This is a genomic window from Bacillus sp. RSS_NA_20 (genome assembly GCF_020165915.1).
Lineage (GTDB): Bacteria > Bacillota > Bacilli > Bacillales > Bacillaceae > Bacillus > Bacillus altitudinis.
The window spans coordinates 1-15,332 of sequence record NZ_JAIUKW010000002.1; the positions used below are offsets into that span (position 1 = coordinate 1).

Annotated in this window: 21 protein-coding genes; 20 read left to right on the top strand and 1 reads right to left on the bottom strand. The window is 47.3% G+C overall.

What is annotated here, in order from left to right; genetic code table 11:
* Positions 1–83: 83 nt before the first annotated feature.
* From LCD32_RS00045 to LCD32_RS00065, 5 genes are all read left to right on the top strand, one after another.
* On the top strand, positions 84–884 hold the full coding sequence (locus LCD32_RS00045) for a DNA replication protein (protein ID WP_318010831.1): 801 nt from the start codon (positions 84–86) through the stop codon (positions 882–884).
* Between the two features lie 8 nt (positions 885–892).
* Positions 893–1,135 carry a hypothetical protein gene (locus tag LCD32_RS00050; protein ID WP_224562484.1) on the top strand — a complete coding sequence of 81 codons (243 nt, stop codon included), beginning with the start codon at positions 893–895 and terminating at the stop codon, positions 1,133–1,135.
* Between the two features lie 137 nt (positions 1,136–1,272).
* Positions 1,273–1,494: a hypothetical protein gene (locus tag LCD32_RS00055; RefSeq protein ID WP_224562486.1), complete on the top strand. Its 222-nt coding sequence runs from the start codon at positions 1,273–1,275 to the stop codon at positions 1,492–1,494.
* The gene (locus tag LCD32_RS00060; protein WP_224562479.1) at positions 1,491–2,882 is read left to right on the top strand and encodes a DnaB-like helicase C-terminal domain-containing protein; all 1,392 of its coding nucleotides are present in this window, start codon (positions 1,491–1,493) and stop codon (positions 2,880–2,882) included. The genes LCD32_RS00055 and LCD32_RS00060 overlap by 4 nt, the downstream gene beginning before the upstream one ends.
* Positions 2,883–2,993: 111 nt before the next feature.
* Positions 2,994–3,995 carry a toprim domain-containing protein gene (locus tag LCD32_RS00065; RefSeq protein WP_224562476.1) on the top strand — a complete coding sequence of 334 codons (1,002 nt, stop codon included), beginning with the start codon at positions 2,994–2,996 and terminating at the stop codon, positions 3,993–3,995.
* Here LCD32_RS00065 and LCD32_RS00070 read toward each other — a convergent pair.
* Positions 3,992–4,282: a helix-turn-helix domain-containing protein gene (locus LCD32_RS00070; protein ID WP_224562474.1), complete on the bottom strand. Its 291-nt coding sequence runs from the start codon at positions 4,280–4,282 to the stop codon at positions 3,992–3,994. The genes LCD32_RS00065 and LCD32_RS00070 overlap by 4 nt on opposite strands.
* A 368-nt stretch (positions 4,283–4,650) precedes the next feature.
* Between LCD32_RS00070 and LCD32_RS00075 the strand changes: the two genes are divergently transcribed.
* From LCD32_RS00075 to LCD32_RS00145, 15 genes are all read left to right on the top strand, one after another.
* A complete protein-coding gene (locus LCD32_RS00075) occupies positions 4,651–5,838 on the top strand; it encodes an AimR family lysis-lysogeny pheromone receptor (RefSeq protein ID WP_224562472.1) in 1,188 nt (395 codons plus the stop codon).
* Between the two features lie 283 nt (positions 5,839–6,121).
* Positions 6,122–6,652 carry a hypothetical protein gene (locus LCD32_RS00080; RefSeq protein WP_224562488.1) on the top strand — a complete coding sequence of 177 codons (531 nt, stop codon included), beginning with the start codon at positions 6,122–6,124 and terminating at the stop codon, positions 6,650–6,652.
* A gap of 274 nt (positions 6,653–6,926) precedes the next feature.
* Positions 6,927–7,451 carry a hypothetical protein gene (locus LCD32_RS00085; protein WP_224562491.1) on the top strand — a complete coding sequence of 175 codons (525 nt, stop codon included), beginning with the start codon at positions 6,927–6,929 and terminating at the stop codon, positions 7,449–7,451.
* 249 nt (positions 7,452–7,700) lie between these two features.
* The gene (locus LCD32_RS00090; protein WP_224562495.1) at positions 7,701–8,474 is read left to right on the top strand and encodes a hypothetical protein; all 774 of its coding nucleotides are present in this window, start codon (positions 7,701–7,703) and stop codon (positions 8,472–8,474) included.
* A gap of 13 nt (positions 8,475–8,487) precedes the next feature.
* Entirely contained in the window at positions 8,488–8,739 is a 252-nt protein-coding gene (locus LCD32_RS00095) for a hypothetical protein (protein ID WP_224562497.1), read from the top strand.
* 2 nt (positions 8,740–8,741) lie between these two features.
* Positions 8,742–9,176 carry a group I intron-associated PD-(D/E)XK endonuclease gene (locus tag LCD32_RS00100; RefSeq protein WP_224562499.1) on the top strand — a complete coding sequence of 145 codons (435 nt, stop codon included), beginning with the start codon at positions 8,742–8,744 and terminating at the stop codon, positions 9,174–9,176.
* Positions 9,177–9,386, top strand: coding sequence for a hypothetical protein (locus LCD32_RS00105; RefSeq protein ID WP_224562501.1), 210 nt, complete (start codon positions 9,177–9,179; stop codon positions 9,384–9,386). It begins immediately after the preceding gene.
* Positions 9,387–10,136 carry a hypothetical protein gene (locus tag LCD32_RS00110; RefSeq protein ID WP_224562502.1) on the top strand — a complete coding sequence of 250 codons (750 nt, stop codon included), beginning with the start codon at positions 9,387–9,389 and terminating at the stop codon, positions 10,134–10,136.
* Between the two features lie 376 nt (positions 10,137–10,512).
* Entirely contained in the window at positions 10,513–12,663 is a 2,151-nt protein-coding gene (locus LCD32_RS00115; RefSeq protein WP_224562503.1) for a DNA polymerase, read from the top strand.
* 14 nt (positions 12,664–12,677) lie between these two features.
* On the top strand, positions 12,678–13,727 hold the full coding sequence (locus LCD32_RS00120) for a hypothetical protein (RefSeq protein WP_224562504.1): 1,050 nt from the start codon (positions 12,678–12,680) through the stop codon (positions 13,725–13,727).
* Positions 13,727–13,924 carry a hypothetical protein gene (locus LCD32_RS00125; protein WP_224562505.1) on the top strand — a complete coding sequence of 66 codons (198 nt, stop codon included), beginning with the start codon at positions 13,727–13,729 and terminating at the stop codon, positions 13,922–13,924. Before LCD32_RS00120 ends, LCD32_RS00125 begins: the two co-directional genes overlap by 1 nt.
* The gene (locus LCD32_RS00130) at positions 13,921–14,481 is read left to right on the top strand and encodes a hypothetical protein (protein ID WP_224562507.1); all 561 of its coding nucleotides are present in this window, start codon (positions 13,921–13,923) and stop codon (positions 14,479–14,481) included. The genes LCD32_RS00125 and LCD32_RS00130 overlap by 4 nt, the downstream gene beginning before the upstream one ends.
* Positions 14,482–14,847, top strand: a complete 366-nt coding sequence (locus LCD32_RS00135) for a DUF1523 family protein (protein WP_224562508.1) — start codon at positions 14,482–14,484, stop codon at positions 14,845–14,847.
* Positions 14,848–15,051, top strand: a complete 204-nt coding sequence (locus tag LCD32_RS00140; protein ID WP_224562510.1) for a hypothetical protein — start codon at positions 14,848–14,850, stop codon at positions 15,049–15,051.
* On the top strand, positions 15,044–15,332 hold a 289-nt coding region (locus LCD32_RS00145; RefSeq protein ID WP_224562512.1), incomplete at its 3' end, for a hypothetical protein. The genes LCD32_RS00140 and LCD32_RS00145, both read left to right, overlap by 8 nt.

Below are 15,332 nucleotides of genomic sequence, written 5' to 3' on the forward strand. Positions count from 1 at the left end.
TTTATATTTTCGTTGAGAAAATTAACGGAAAGGCTCACGTTCTCAACATCGTAGAAAACTAAACCGAAAGGAGGCGACTATGAATGACGAATGAATCACGATGCCTACTCGCAAGCAAATGTGCCCAAGCCGGCGGCGATAACTGTACGAAACACTGCGAACTATACCTCGGCTTGCACGGATTAGACGGCGGAGGCGGTCGGTCGGGCGCGGCTGGATTGGCGGAAGACTATCGGCTAGTGACGCTGACCAACTCGCCGGCGCGTGCCGATCAACCCGGAGCTTATAAGGCGGTCGATACTTATGCGAAGACATTCGAACGCCAATTTGACACCGAAGCCGACCGCATTAAATCGCTGTATTTATATAGCGCGAAATCAGGAACAGGCAAAACTACGACGGCAGCGGCTCTTTTAAACGAATATCTAACGGTCCATTACATCGGCGCCTTGAAGCGCGGCATACAACCCGACCAGCGTCCGACTTATTTTCTCGATGTTAATGCGTGGCAAAACGAATACAACGAGTTTAATAGACCGCGAGTACCCGACGCAATCGCAGAGCCGGCGGCCAAGCGTTATTATGCCGCACTAGAAGCAGCAAAACGGGCGCCGTTCGCCGTCCTGGATGATATAGGCGTACGAGACGCAACGGACGGATTTCGAGGCGATTTACACACCGTAATCAACCAACGTGTTACGAACCGCATGCCGACCCGTTTATACGTCGAATATCAAATGGCGGATCTGCCGGAAGTATTCGAGAAGCGCGCTTGGCGGATCGGATCGCCGACCAATGCAGAGAGATCGTCTCGCAGGCGGATCAAAAAGGAGGCGGCTGTAAATGAGCGGATTATCATTAACGGAAATTCAATACTTACGTGACCTACTCGTTGCGGATTCGTCGGCTAACGGAGGAAGGCGCAGACAAACTCGCTATTTTCGATAAGCTAGATGCGCTTGAATTTGCGGATCATACGCCGGCCTATAAAACTGGCGATCTAGTTTCGGTTGGTGGCTACGAAGGACGCGTCTTCTACATTGATTGCGCACGTTACATTGAGGAAACTTCGAAAGAGGCCGTATTTAACTTATTGAATACGATCTGTACGACGCGATCAATGGCGAGTGGCTAGAAGCGTTCGAGGCGGACATGACGTTATTAGCTAACGCGCTCGTTGCGGAGGACTACTTGGCGGACTTCAACCTCGAAGACTATCCGCCTGCTAGAAGTACCGTTTATCTAATAAACTACGAAACGGAGGCGGATGATATGGCGGCAAAAGAACAACCGAAGACACCGAGACAGATCAGCGCGATTGAAGCGGAAAAACGTAAGCAGGAACGTAAAGAGGCGGCGGCACAAACCGACAACCTACTCGACATTTACAACTGGAATAAGGCGCAGTATGAAAAGACGGGTGAGGTAACGTTTAAGGCGAAAATGGACGAAACTATGGCGCAATTGGCTGGCGAGGGAGCTGAACGCCGATGAGTTTCGGAACTAGCCTTTTATCGAAAGTAATCGAAGCAAACGACCCGTCGGCTTTATTGCGCTACGGCTTGACACGCAAGGATTTCCAAACGAATGGCGAACGGGCAGCCTTCGAATATATCAGCGCCTACGCGGAAAAGAACGGAAACCAAGCGCCGACCGCCGAGATGGTGGCGACCGAGGTGCCGACTTTCCAGCCGGAATTCAGCATCGACGCAACGTTCGAGTACCTGGCGCAGAAGGCGAAGGAAACGGCTGCGTTAAACGACTTTACCGAAATATTCAACGATAAGTACGGCGCCAACGGAGTCAAAAAAGCCGATTCGGAATTTATTCAGCGATTCAACCGCGTACAGAAGGGAGGTAATCCGCAGGAATTTTTTGATTGGTTGACCGAAGTCGCGGAACGGAGTAAAATAAGAACAAGCGTTCGTAAAATGGTAGGAACAAACGTCGTGACAGACGTCGATAAATTCCGTGCTGAATACGAAAAGCGGAAGGCTGGCGAGTCTTTCCGCATTTGGAACAGTAAGTTTCCGGCGCTTAACAAAGCGATCGGGGGCTACGTCAGCTCGAACATGTACGTAGTTTACGGAAAGTCAGGGCGCGGCAAGTCGGCGATCACGCTTGAAGAATCGATTAATTGCGCAGTTCAAGGCGCTAACGTACTTATTTGGTCGATGGAGATGGGATGGTTTGAGGTTCTCGTTCGCATCTACGTTTCACTTTCCGGAGATCAAGGCGTTGCTTTAACCGAAATCGACGGTCAACAAATGGAAGCCGGATTTGATTCGAGGGACGTCCGCCAGGGCAAGTTATCGGAAGAGTTCGAGGAGGGCTTTATGGAATTTATCGCGACGTTAAATACGATTATTGCCGGTTCTATTACGGTTCGTGCTGTGGACGACAAAGACTTTGATTCTCGTTCGCTAAAAGACCTCAAAGCGGATATTGAGCAGACGAAGGCAGACGTAGTTATGATTGATCCGTTCTACTACCTCGATTACGAATCAAACTCGAATAAAACGACCGGCGGCGCTGCTGCCGATACGTCCAAAAAGATGCGCCGTTTAGCCGGAACGATGGACGTGGTGATTTTCGCCATTACACAAGCCGGAGAAGATGACGCGACTGAGGACGACTTAGGTAATCGCGAGATCAAGTTGCCGAAGCGTAAAGACGTCATGAAAACGTCTGCCCTACTGCAAGACGCGGCAGCATTGATTCCGGTTGATACAAACGCAAGAGAAGGTCGCGGATTGATTGGCGTAAATAAGGGACGCGATGGGGGCGAAGATGAAGTCGTCGAGATCGTTTATTTGCCGCAAGTCGGCCTAATTAAACAAGTGGCGGCTGATGAAACGGATTTAGTGGCTTTCGGATTCTAAAAAATGGAATGACTACCATGAATTACACTGCAAAATTCTGAATCTTTTCGACAAATTGCGACGGAAAAACACATAAGAATAGTGTAATATAACGAAAGGAGTAGTATATACATGTCTATTCTTACGATCAATGGCGTCCCTACGGACGTAGATATTCGAGAAGAATTAGAACAATACGAATGGGATCGTCCAACGTGGCACGCTGACCGTTTAACGGCGGCAAGTCCTTTTCGCGACGACCGAACTCCTAGCTTTTACGTATACTACGAAGATACGGAGAACGCAAAGGCCGGCTATTTCGGGGACAGCGGCACAGGCGAACGCGGTGGATTTATTAAACTGCTTGCGTTTCTGCGCGAAGAAACCGAAGAAGAAACGGTTTTGTACCTCGCCGAGACTTATGGTACCCGCGCAGGCGAAGAACGCCTAAAACTCCGTGTTCCTCGTTTAAAAATCGTTGAGCCTAGACGGCCATTAGCCGAGGATTTATTGGACGACGTTAAAATCGGCCCCAGCGCTTACTTAACTAACCGCGGCATAAGCGAAGCAGTCCAGCGCGAAGCAGGCGTAGGTCTAATCGGACAAACGGTAGTGATACCGTGGCGGCTGCCTAATAAGCGCCTGGCAAACGTGAAGTACCGATCGACACGCAATAAAGCGTTTTGGTACGCAAAGGGCGGATGGCCGATCCGTGAATTAATCTACGGAATAGAAACCGTTTATGCTGATCGCGCCAAAGTAGCGGTGCTAGCCGAGGCTGAGATCGATGCGCAATCGTGGCGTACGGCAGGCTTTTGCGGCATTGCGACAGGCGGCAGTAAATTTTCCGACCGAAAGGCGGACATAATTGCGCAGTCGCCGATCGAATATTTAATAGTAGTATCTGACAACGACGAAGCCGGTGAGAAGTTGCGAAAGGAGGTCGAACTAAAAATGCGCGGCAAAGTCAGGCTTGCGCACGGTTATATAACGAAGGGGTACAAAGACGCAAATGAATTATTAATAGCGGAAGGTGAGGGCGCTCTTAAGCGAGTTGTTGATCGTGCGGAGGCGGTAAGTATTAACGTAAGGTTCGGGAATATCCGAACTTTCGGTCGGCGGAGGTTGTCTTAACCCTCCGTGTTGCTACCGGATAAAGGACGCCAATTATATAAAGCTTCGACCGGGCAGTCGAGGCAGCGCGCAATAGAATACGCCATTTCAACGTTAGGGACGTTTCTAAGCGCTATGTAATCGGAAAGCTGCGTTTTTGAGATACCGACCATTTCTGCGAGTTGGATAAGCGTATAACCACGTTTATAACACAGTTCCTTTATCCGGCAATTGACGACCGAATACTGCGAGATAAACACCTCCGCAAAGCTTTTGACGCGTGCTTTACGAAGGAAATTATACCACATAACCGCGCCGATTCCATCGTCATTCGGGCGGATTTGGAAGAATACGGACAACCTTTTCGATAGGCACGTCCAATTCGAGACAAATACGCTCTATTACGCGGAACTCTAGATTAGCACCGTTAATCGCAGGTTCCTTTGTAATCTTAGCCTGAGTAGACGACGACATAAAATTGCGCAAATAACTTTTTGATCTGCCTTGTTCTTTTAAAGTGTCAAAAAGCGGCGAGAAATCAACCAATTTAACCACCTCCGTATCTTATTGGAAAAATATTTAAAATAAATGTTTACGTACGCGAACATTTATTGTATACTTCAATTATACTCAACCTGTATAAAAAGACAAGAACAAACGAAGGGGGTCAGAGCTTTTGGAATCGATCAGAAGAGAATTATGTAGTTTGATTGAAGACAACGATTTGAAGTATAACGAAATCGCAAAAATCATTCGAGCAGATAAATCAACCATGACGCACTTCCGGAATAATGGAACTATTAGCTTTAGAGCGCTTGTAATCCTCGCACATTTCCTTTTTCCGAACAACTCAAACAAAAAAATTTCCGAATGGTGTTTGTCGATTCAAAAGACTGATAACAATGATTACTTAAAACAAATGATGGAGTACGCAGCAGTTACGAGAAATACAAATTTATTAAACTCTTTAATCAATGTACACAAAAAAACAATTGGCTTAGAGGATCATGTTCAAATTTACAAAAATATCTTGAATTACATTAATGCAGAAATTAGTATTGATGATATGATCGAAACGATGAGCCTTTTTTCAAAGAGTAAGCACAAAGAATTACGAATATTATCTTCAATCTATATGTGTTATGGTTATTATGGGAAGGGAAAGATTCACTCGATCCTAGAGATGGCGCCTTTAATCGGTGACAGCATCAAGTCATTAGGCGATAAAAAGAAGCTATTCATAAAAGAGTGCTACGTTCATCGATTCGCGGAGTTGATGTCGCCTGTGTACTTACGCTTAAATAATCTCGGCGCAGCCAAACACTACGCAACCATAATAAAGAATGGAAACATCTCAAATAAATCCGTTTCGGACGCGAACTATATCTTAGGTATGATCGCGATGTCAAAGGGTAAAAAAGAAGCGATGTCTATATTTGAAGAAAGTTATATGTACGCTTATAAAACGGGTGTTGATTTCGTTATTACAAACGCAAAAAACAACTTCCTACTTGCAGAAGCTTATGTTAATAGAAAAGACCCCGATAAACTATCAGCATTACTGGATCAATTAAAGGAGGTGATATACGAAGAGAGAACGGACGACTTTTACATATACCTCGAAAAATATAAAAAAGGTAGTGTTGAAGGGCTATTCGAATGCCATCGTCAATTTCTTTTCAATTCAGACTTTTTCTTTTCAGCGTTGGTAATGAGAGATTTTAAAGACGCTGGGGTGCCTAAGTACCTAATTGATACATTTTCAAACTACAACTACACGAAAAAGGGGATGCTTTATTTTGAAGAAGATTTTATTGAGTGTTTTATTAATTTCAGTAATCGCGGTATCAACTGTACAGCTTAACAAGGGAACGAACGGAGCGCTAGAAGCGGAGCAACCGTACAAAACAGCAGACATTCGTCCAGGAGGATAACGAGGCCAATAGGCTTCTTTTTTTTTTGTCTAAAATTAGAATCTAGTTTAAAATCAAAATCTTTTTTAAGTTTTTCAACTTTCAAATATTACATAGTTGTTTTTGGTACTATATGGACATGGAAGAAAAATTATAAAAAACTTTAAATCAAATGTCCCGATTCTAACAGACCACATGCGACTGTATAAGTGTAAGGGACGGGAGGAGAAAAACTTGAATAAAGAAAAATTTAATAGACTTCAGATGGCCGCAGATTACGGAGCGATTCCGTATGTTCAAAGAGAATCGCAACGAATCGCACACTTAGTTCCCGACCAAACTTCGTTCGAGCAGCGGTGCTTGAACTCGATAGGCTACTGGCTGGAACGATATGAAGGGAATGGTCGCGATAAGAAAGCGCTAATTCAGCGCATTATCGTAAGGGAACGAAATAAGTATCTGAAGACATCACGAAAAGAAGCGGCATTATCAATAGAAGGAATGCGAGATGACGGTAATGTCTCGTGGGAGCCTCAAGACGTTTTGACGGACGTCGAAGGCGAAGTTTTATTAAAAGAAAAGACCGCCCTGTTGACGCAAGGCGATCTCCGCAAAGAATTAATACTCAAGTGTTGGAGCGAAGGATGTACGAATATGGCCGAAATCTCCACGTTGTTGACGCAACGTATTGGAGGAAATTTCGAAGCACATCGCAAGTTCATCCGTCGTTTCCGTTTACACTGCCAGCGCGAACTAACAGCATAATCACGTATCTAGGCACGAGGGCTTCGCTACGCATTTTAATGATAATCGATTGAGAATCGAATTTCAAGCGAACACCATGCGAACAACCCTCCGTCTAGTACGTTTAACCTAATCGAAAAGGAGACTAACGTACTATGAAACGACCTACAAACGACTTTCCACCCGCAATCAATATCCAAAAATTAACGGAATTACAATACGAAGGCGCTTTAAATCGCGAAGATGATCCGGCGGACTATTACCGACCAACTTCGATCAAGGTGGTGCGCGTCGGATGAAACCTTCCGAAATAACCATAACCCATCATGCGAAGAAACGATTTAGAGAACGATTTGGCATCGACAATCATTTTGCCGCACGTAATTGGATCGCGCAGAAAATGGAGCACGCTAAGTACCTCGGAATAACCGTAGATGAATCCGGAAAAGAGGCTCGTATGTATGCGAGTAAAGGCGTAGTTATTCATTTTGCGATAGATACAAACGTTGTTATTACCGTCTATAAGGAAAAAGATAGCGCCGGATCTACCGCAAAGCGCTTACTTATTGACGCCTATCACATCGTACAAAAGAACGCGAGTGAGGCGATTAGTCAATACGAATCATTTTCGGCTGAATTAGACGAAGAACTACGTTGGTTAGGCGAAGAAATCAAACGTACTCGATCGAAAGCTAAAAGAATGGCGTTACAAGCTCGAATTAATGCCGTTCAAATGCGCGTCGATGAATTGCCGGCTGAATCTCTCGAAATTAAACGTCAGGTAACGCGTTATGCGAGAGGAGTGGCTGCGTATGTTTGACGACTTCCTAATGTATATCGCATTCGTCGGCAGCATCGCGACTATCATTATCGGAGGCATGTACTGGTCGCTTGTACGCGAAGAAAGACGGACTAAAGGCGGCGAATGACCGCCGACGCTCGGAGAATACCGGGGCGTTCGTTAAGTAAAACTGTCGCGTCGCTATGCCGTGCGCTGGCGGCGTCTCGGGCGCAGATACCGGTGTTTTGCGAGGGTCAAACCCTAAAACAAATTAACGGAGGTAATCGGATGACAAAGTACACTAGCGGAGCTGACGCTCTAAACGCATTGAACGCAACAAATGAAGGAGGCAGCGGAGGTAATAGCGCCGAGTTTGCGAGCTTTAAGACGGGAACGGTTTATAAGGTACGCGTTATGAGTGCTTTCGATCTAATTCGCTTCTTTTCATACGGAATCTATAAGAAAGTAAATTCGTTCTCGGCGGCTAATCCGAGTACGCTAAACAAAAACGGCTTTCCTGAGTCGAATCTGACGTCATGGGATCGCGCATGGAAGTATTACCAATATCAAAAGAAAGCGGCGGCTGATCGAGGAGATGCCAAAGCGGAAGAGGCGGCTAAACAAGAAGCGGCTAAGTATCGCGTCAAAGAACGATATGCGCTCGGTTTTATTAACCTTGAAACTGGTCAGCCGATCATCGTCGACCTTTCTAAAACGCAGGCTACGACGGTTCATGCGGTTATTAAAAAGCAGGAAAAGAAACTCGGCCGCATCGCATTTGAATTGGAGAAGTCCGGTTCAGGTACGAATACAGTCGTATCACTAACGCCTCTTATCGATTTAGACGAGGATTTGACGGAAGCTGAACGTAAGCATTTTGCGGACCAAGACGGTAAAGAATTCGATATGGCTTTATTTGACGGCTTAATTTACGAAGCTGACGAAAAGGAAATGCTCGAAAACCTTGTCGCGGCCGGCTTTAACTTGGCGTTGATCGGCGAATCGCTTGATGGCAGCGCAGTAGACGAAGAACTACCAGCCGAAGAAAAATTCGAATTTTAAGGAGGACGCATAGATGCGAGAAATTAAAACGGAAGCGCAGACGTTAGATTTATCGAAAAAGGTCACCGTAGAAGTTTCGTTGGCGGAACTAGTCGCGATCGAATCGTCATTGGAGGTCGTACAGTCGGAAGAAATGTGGGAACGCGTCCGCGACATATATAACGAGGATTTAGAGAACGCTACTCGTTCGTTAGTAGGACACGAGGCTCATATCGCAGCAGAGATCGCGGACATTCTCGATGAACATATTCCGGAGGAGGACTGAGTATGGCGCATAAAGAAGAAACGATCGGCAAATTCGCCGAACTGATCGCACGCGCTGCCTTAATGGCGGCCGGCTGGTCAGGCGTTAGTAAGCCGGAAACCGAAGAACCGTATGATATTCTCGCGGCCGAGCCGATTACGGGCGCAATCAAACGCATACAGGTCAAGACGATTCGTGACCGTCGGGACAGCCGCGGTTGTTTAACCGTCAGCGGACGGAAGAACACCGGTCAGGCTTATATGAAATCTGATACGGACTATTTTATCGGCGTGCTGATCGAAGACAACGAGACGAAGGCGTATATGTTCGAATGTCGCAATATAACGGACTATTGGATGCCGAAGCGAAACGAAGGCGTCCGAGCATGGCACGAACTCAAACTTAACTTAGACCGCGGATTCTTAGCGGCCCTAGAAAACGAAGCGGAGGCGGTATAGATGGGATACGTTGTTAAAGTACATGCGGGTAACAGTCATAAAACTGAGATTTTAACTAGACCGATATTGGCAGGTCAGCCGGAACAAGAGCCGTGGGTTTTCGATTATCGTGATGATGCAGCGATGACAGCTCGTAGATTGCGCGAGGGAAGTTCTTTAAACGTGTGGTGTACGGTCGAAGAATATGATGATGATGCGGAGGCGGTATAAATGGCGGCATTAAAAGGCGTAAAGACGCTCGATATGGTGGACGGAGAAATCACGAAAGTTTCGTATGAAGGTTCGGAGTATGAACGCGTTGAGGGAGGCGCAAAGGTCGGCGATATCATACGACTAACAGAGGAAGCTCATCACGACGTAACCCCTGGCGGATTTTATACTGTAAGAGAAGTTAGAGGCGCCAGAGTTCGGATAACAGACGACGTTAATGAGCCGCATCATTGGGACGAGGAATATTATGATATATTCCGCAAGAAGCATACACGCCTAAAAGTCGGTGATTATGCGAAGGTGGTCGATGATTCAGGTCAAGACGCGGTTACTAAGGGGGATTTCGTTAAAATAACGGAGGACGACGAAACTACACTTCCTTTTAAATGCGACGTTGTTATTGGAAAAAGCGCCGGCGGCTATGTTTGGGCGAGAGAATCTGAGCTAGTCCTCGCAACCGAAGCCGAAGTCGCAGCCGCCAAAGAAGCGGAAGCAAAACGCTCTATCGAAGCGAAATGGGCGAAGATCGGACGTAAAGTTGACGAGTATAAAGTCGGCGATATTGTTGCGTACGACGATCCGAACTGGTTTAAGAATGAGGGCGTCGGAAAAGTCGTCGAAGATATCGATGTCGATGGCGATATACGAATAGATGCGGTAGACCATCGAGGGAGTCGCGAATTGTACTATTTATCTACGGAAAAACTTACACTAATCACTCCGGTCGAGGCACGCTTTGACCGCAGCTAAATGCGCCGCATGCCAAGCGCCCATTAACGAAGGCCAGTCCGCCGTTTACGACTCGTTGAACGATGTTTTTTGTTGCGACGGCGACTGCTGGTCGGAGTTTTATGCGGAAAATGAGACGGATCAAAGACGGAAGTGGACGGAAATCATCGACTTTTAAACGGAAGGAGATCGAATTATGGATAACGCAGTATTTGGAACGTTAATGTACGGATTACTTAAGGAAGCATCGAGGCGCAGTTTCTCCGAATTTCTGGAAACGTGGGAGATTTCCGAAGAAGAATACGGCGAAATTAAGAAACACTTACAGGAAACCTACGGAATCAAATTATATCTATAGCGCTGACATCGACTTTTAACGAAGAAGGGAGGACGCGACGTGGAAATCAAGCCGTTAAAACTAAACGTAATTGCGGGCAAGGGTGCGACGCAAGCTACCGAAGTTGCTAAACGTAAGCAAGCGGCCAACGCAGTCGAGCCAATCGAGGATGCATGGCGTCGCATCTACGCGAGCAAACTTAGCGATTCGGATCGGAAGAAATTAGACGAAGTCAAGGCGGCTATGGAGGACGGACGCTTGGCGCGCGATCCTTCTGACTGCGTTAATAAGGCGGGCAAGCCGAAGAAATTCAGCAAGGCGGAAGCGCTGCGTCTTTGGAAAACGGTGCAAGCGCAGGCCCGCGAGGAAAAACTGCGCAAGATGGTCGAGGAGACGCCAGATAATTACTGGTTAGTAACGGATGAAAAGCGGCTCGCAGAATTTGTCGCGCTGCTCAAAAACGAAGAAGAAATCGTATTTGACGTAGAGACGACCGGCGTAGACGTGTGGAACGACTATATTGTCGGCCATGTGATCACGGCGATCAAAGCGGACGTACACGCTTATATTCCAACGCGACATAAAACGAATCGACCGCAATTAAGCCGAGACCTAGTAAACGCAGCGCTACGACCTTTCTACGAAGATCCAACCGTCGGCAAATTCGCCCATAACGCCAAGTTCGATATTCATATGCTTGATCGCGAAGGCATTAAGCTACGAGGACTTATGTGGGATACACAGGAAGCTATGCGCCTGCTAAACGAAAACGAGCCGTCATTTGCACTTAAGAACCTTGCCACGAAATACCTGCGCATCGAGTCGAGTACCTACGGAGACTTATTTGGAAAGATCGGCTTTGACGAAGTAGACGACTTAGAGATTGCGCTTGCCTATGCGGCTAAAGACGGCGACGTGACTCTTAAACTGCGAAACTTCCAACGAGTGCACCTCGCAAAGATGCCGGAAGTGCTTCGTTATTTCGAGACGGTAGAGGTTCCGTTGATTGGCGTAGTTCAGCAGATGGAGACGACGGGCTTCGATATTGACTTAGAATACGCCGAGGAATATGGGCGCGAATTAAAGGACGGATTAGACCGTTTATACGATGAATTAATCGCAGAATTAGGCGATGTAAACATAAACTCTCCGGCGCAGCTAAAGCCGGCACTTGAACGGGTGACTGGCGAATCACTAGCGTCAACCGATGCGAAGAAGGTACTTAAACCACTCGCGAAAAAGTATCCGGTAGTTAAGAAGCTACTCGAATATAAAGACAGTTTTAAGCTGTATTCAACGTATATCAACGCATTGCCGGAGCTAATCGATCAAAAGACCGGCAAGCTGTATACGAACTTTAATCCGAATGGAGCGAAGACGGGTCGGTTCAGTTCCGGTGGCACAGGCGTTAACCTTCAGAATCAGCCGAAAAAAGCTCGGAAATTATTCGTTGCGCCTAATGGCTACGCAATACTTGGCGGTGATTGGAGTCAACAAGAATACCGCTGCCTAGCGTACTTTACGCAAGATCCGAAGTTGGTCGATAACTATTTCCGCGGTGACGATTTATACGCATCTATCGCGGCAGAAGTATTCGGCAAGCCAATTGAAGAATGCGGAGATGGCTCGGTATATCGTAAACAGGCGAAGGTTATTATGCTTGCGGTTGCTTACGGTGGTGGCGCGAACATGTTAAAAGACGCGATCGGCGTAGAAAAACATGAGGCACAAAAGTTCCTCGATAGCTTCTTCGAGAGATTTCCGGTCGTAAAGGAATGGGTCGAATCGAACCAGGCGTTCGTGAAAAAACACGGCTTCGTTTGGATGGATCATCTACAGCGAAAGCGGCGCCTGCCTGACGCTAAAGATCGGAGCGCAAAAGGCCACTACTCGGCAGTCTTTACGCAGTCAACGAATGCACGCGTTCAAGGATCAGCCGCGATTCAAACAAAGGCGACCATGATCGCGCTGCAAGAATTATGCGATAGAAAGACGGCTGAAGGACGAGGTGAATGGCGCTTATGGTGCGTGGTTCATGACGAGGCGCTTTTATTAGTGCCGGATACACTTACGTTGCAAGACGTAAAAGACTTCGAGGATGTCATGGTCAATACGTACGTTTTCGGAAACATACCGAATAAGACGGACATTGAGATAAGCCGAAGATGGGGCGAGGGTTTGAAGATAGATGAATGGTTTAAAGACAAATAAAAGGACGTGATTAATTGACGGCAGACAAACGAAAATTAGCGGCTCAATTACTTAGTAACGGCGGTTCTTCCGAGCCATCATTCGCGCAATCAATCGCGGATGAACTTGTATCGTATCTTAACGAATGGCACTCTCTGCCTGAGACGTGGGATAACGATCTAACCGCAGATATCCACCGATGGTATGCGAACGCGCCAAACGTATTTCCAAAGCGTCCGTATTTTTCACCGTCGGCATCAAACGCATGTCCGCGCGAACTATACCACAAGGCGCTGAACGCAAAGAGGGACGTCGAAGCCAAGCCGCCATATCAAGGGCGATGGACTCGTCTAGGAACGGCAATCGGCGACATGATCCAGCGCGATATTTTGTTCATGGCGAAGCACTTCGGTAAAAAGACTGGCCGCGTATGCCCGTTTGACTTCGAACGCAACGAAGATGGAACACCGGTATTTGAAGACTTTGCCAAACGCAATCATAAGATCGAGCGTGGCGGACAGACGTTCTACTTATATGGGACTTGCGACGGTATTCTGCGATACGTGTCGGCAGACGGCGAGATCCTACGGGTTGGCCTCGAAATTAAATCGAAGCAAACGACCGCCGCCAAGACTTCGCTGCACTCGATGCGTGAACCGGAAGCAAAGCACGTAGCACAATGCGTGACTTACGGACCGATGTACGGCGTCGATTACTACGTCATTCTCTACGTCAATGCGTCCAAGAAATCGTGGGTCTATCCGGAAGGCGAGTTCGAAAAGTCGCCGGACATCCGAGCGTTCGGCATCGAAATCAAACCGCATGACATTGACGCGATCCTTGATAGATTCGTAGACATCCGAAATGCGGTCGATGCGGGTACGCCGCCGGCGCTGGATCTCGGAGCATGGACGTTCAACAACTATAAAACTACGATTGCTAAGTCGCTGACGGCCGAGGAACTACAAACAATTCGCGAAAAAGTAGCGCAAGTTCGCAGATCGGGAATGTACGCAAGCACAAAGCGGCAGTACGCAGAGGCGCTCGCATTTATCGAGAGAGTACGAGAAGGGGAGGCGGTTTGATGACGGTAGATGACGTTCAGAAACGCGTTGAAAATATCCGACAAGCAGCCTTCGATGATGAGGCGGCGCACTGCATGGAGTCCGAATTGTATTCGGAGGTTTTAGAGGCAATCGCAAATGGCGCGGGCAACCCGGATAAACTTGCGTCAGAAGCGTTAAAGACGGAGAAAATCGAATTTTTTCGGTGGTTCGGATGACCGCCGCCAAGCCTATCCGATGCCTTGCGTTTGACACGTCGATGACCTGTCCGGGCGTCGCGGTCATAGAAGTACGCAAAGGTAAGCCGACCATCAAGGCGCTTAGTCACGTCAAGCCGAATACGAGCCGATCTCATGCTCACCGTGCCGAAGTCATCGAAGGGTGGGCGATGATGTTTCTCGATAAACAAGTAAGCGCCGCCGGCTTTGATTACGTGGTGCGCGAAGACTTTGCCGGCAAGACATCCCGGTCGAACTATCCGGTGCTCAGTGCATGGAACGCGTGTGAGAGAGCGACGTCGCGCTTCGGGCTAGCGTTCGATAAATACAAGAAGCCGGGCAAGAAGACAGAAGACCTCGGCATATCAGCGACGCGCGTCAAGTCGTTAGTCGCCGGGTCGGGTAACGCAGAGAAAGACGAAGTAGAGGCGGGTGTAAGACGGTTAACAGGCTACGAAGGCGCCTTCGCTAACTTTGATGAATCGGATGCGGCTGCGATTGGGCTTGCTTGGCTGATCGATGCGGGCGTAATTGAGAAACCGAAAGGAGCGAAATAGATGGAACGTTTGCTAAATATCGGGGTCGTTGTGTGGATTGCGCTGGTCCTGTTTTCTGTCGTAATTGTAGCGCCAACATATACGATCGCTTCTTATGGCAATAAAAACACCTACGAGATTAAGGTAACGGATAAAGAAACGAAGACTTCCAAAGAGTCCTCTAAGTATCTGATTTTCGGACTTGACGACGAAGGGAACGAAAAAGTTTTCGAAAATACTGACGCTTTGTTTGCTCGTAAGTTTAATTCTAGCGACCTCTACGCGAAGATTGAAGTCGGCAAGACCTACGAGTTTAAGACGATTGGTTTCCGTATTCCGTTTTTATCTAAATACGAAAACATAATGACGGTAAAGGAGGCGAAATAGATGGGACACGGTTATTTTCTTATCGCAGGGAAAACGGAAGGCTTCGATTACAAAGAAGCGAAGGTTCTGAGATGTGGCGGCGAGTTTGACGTTGAAGCTATGATTAACTCGCTAAGAGGCGGAGGTTATACGATCTTCTATGTAACGAAAATCGCGGAACGAATTGACGACAATCTGACGAAGGAGGCAGGCGCTAATGGATAAAGCGATGGCTTACATCGACAAATTAGCCGCAAAGCTCGGAGTGGCGGCGGAACATGTTTACGGGGTATTAATCAAACAAGCGATGATTAACGGCGCTACTAAAATCGTGGCGGGCTCTCTTCTTCTTATTATTGCGATAGTAGCTTCGGTAATAATTATGCGCACCATAAAGCGTAGTGATACGGATTATTGGGATGGAGAATGGGCCGCTGTAGTTGTCGCGGCGATAGTTCTCGTAGTAGCTCCGTTGGTAGTTTCGTATTTCGTAATGGCGAGCGGAA

Coding starts and splice junctions, on each gene's coding strand:
- LCD32_RS00045 (WP_318010831.1), top strand. CDS start 84: ATGACGAATGAATCACGATGCCTACTCGCAAGCAAATGTGCCCAAGCC.
- LCD32_RS00055 (WP_224562486.1), top strand. CDS start 1,273: ATGGCGGCAAAAGAACAACCGAAGACACCGAGACAGATCAGCGCGATT.
- LCD32_RS00060 (WP_224562479.1), top strand. CDS start 1,491: ATGAGTTTCGGAACTAGCCTTTTATCGAAAGTAATCGAAGCAAACGAC.
- LCD32_RS00065 (WP_224562476.1), top strand. CDS start 2,994: ATGTCTATTCTTACGATCAATGGCGTCCCTACGGACGTAGATATTCGA.
- LCD32_RS00070 (WP_224562474.1), bottom strand. CDS start 4,282: ATGTGGTATAATTTCCTTCGTAAAGCACGCGTCAAAAGCTTTGCGGAG.
- LCD32_RS00085 (WP_224562491.1), top strand. CDS start 6,927: ATGAAACCTTCCGAAATAACCATAACCCATCATGCGAAGAAACGATTT.
- LCD32_RS00090 (WP_224562495.1), top strand. CDS start 7,701: ATGACAAAGTACACTAGCGGAGCTGACGCTCTAAACGCATTGAACGCA.
- LCD32_RS00095 (WP_224562497.1), top strand. CDS start 8,488: ATGCGAGAAATTAAAACGGAAGCGCAGACGTTAGATTTATCGAAAAAG.
- LCD32_RS00100 (WP_224562499.1), top strand. CDS start 8,742: ATGGCGCATAAAGAAGAAACGATCGGCAAATTCGCCGAACTGATCGCA.
- LCD32_RS00105 (WP_224562501.1), top strand. CDS start 9,177: ATGGGATACGTTGTTAAAGTACATGCGGGTAACAGTCATAAAACTGAG.
- LCD32_RS00110 (WP_224562502.1), top strand. CDS start 9,387: ATGGCGGCATTAAAAGGCGTAAAGACGCTCGATATGGTGGACGGAGAA.
- LCD32_RS00125 (WP_224562505.1), top strand. CDS start 13,727: ATGACGGTAGATGACGTTCAGAAACGCGTTGAAAATATCCGACAAGCA.
- LCD32_RS00130 (WP_224562507.1), top strand. CDS start 13,921: ATGACCGCCGCCAAGCCTATCCGATGCCTTGCGTTTGACACGTCGATG.
- LCD32_RS00135 (WP_224562508.1), top strand. CDS start 14,482: ATGGAACGTTTGCTAAATATCGGGGTCGTTGTGTGGATTGCGCTGGTC.
- LCD32_RS00140 (WP_224562510.1), top strand. CDS start 14,848: ATGGGACACGGTTATTTTCTTATCGCAGGGAAAACGGAAGGCTTCGAT.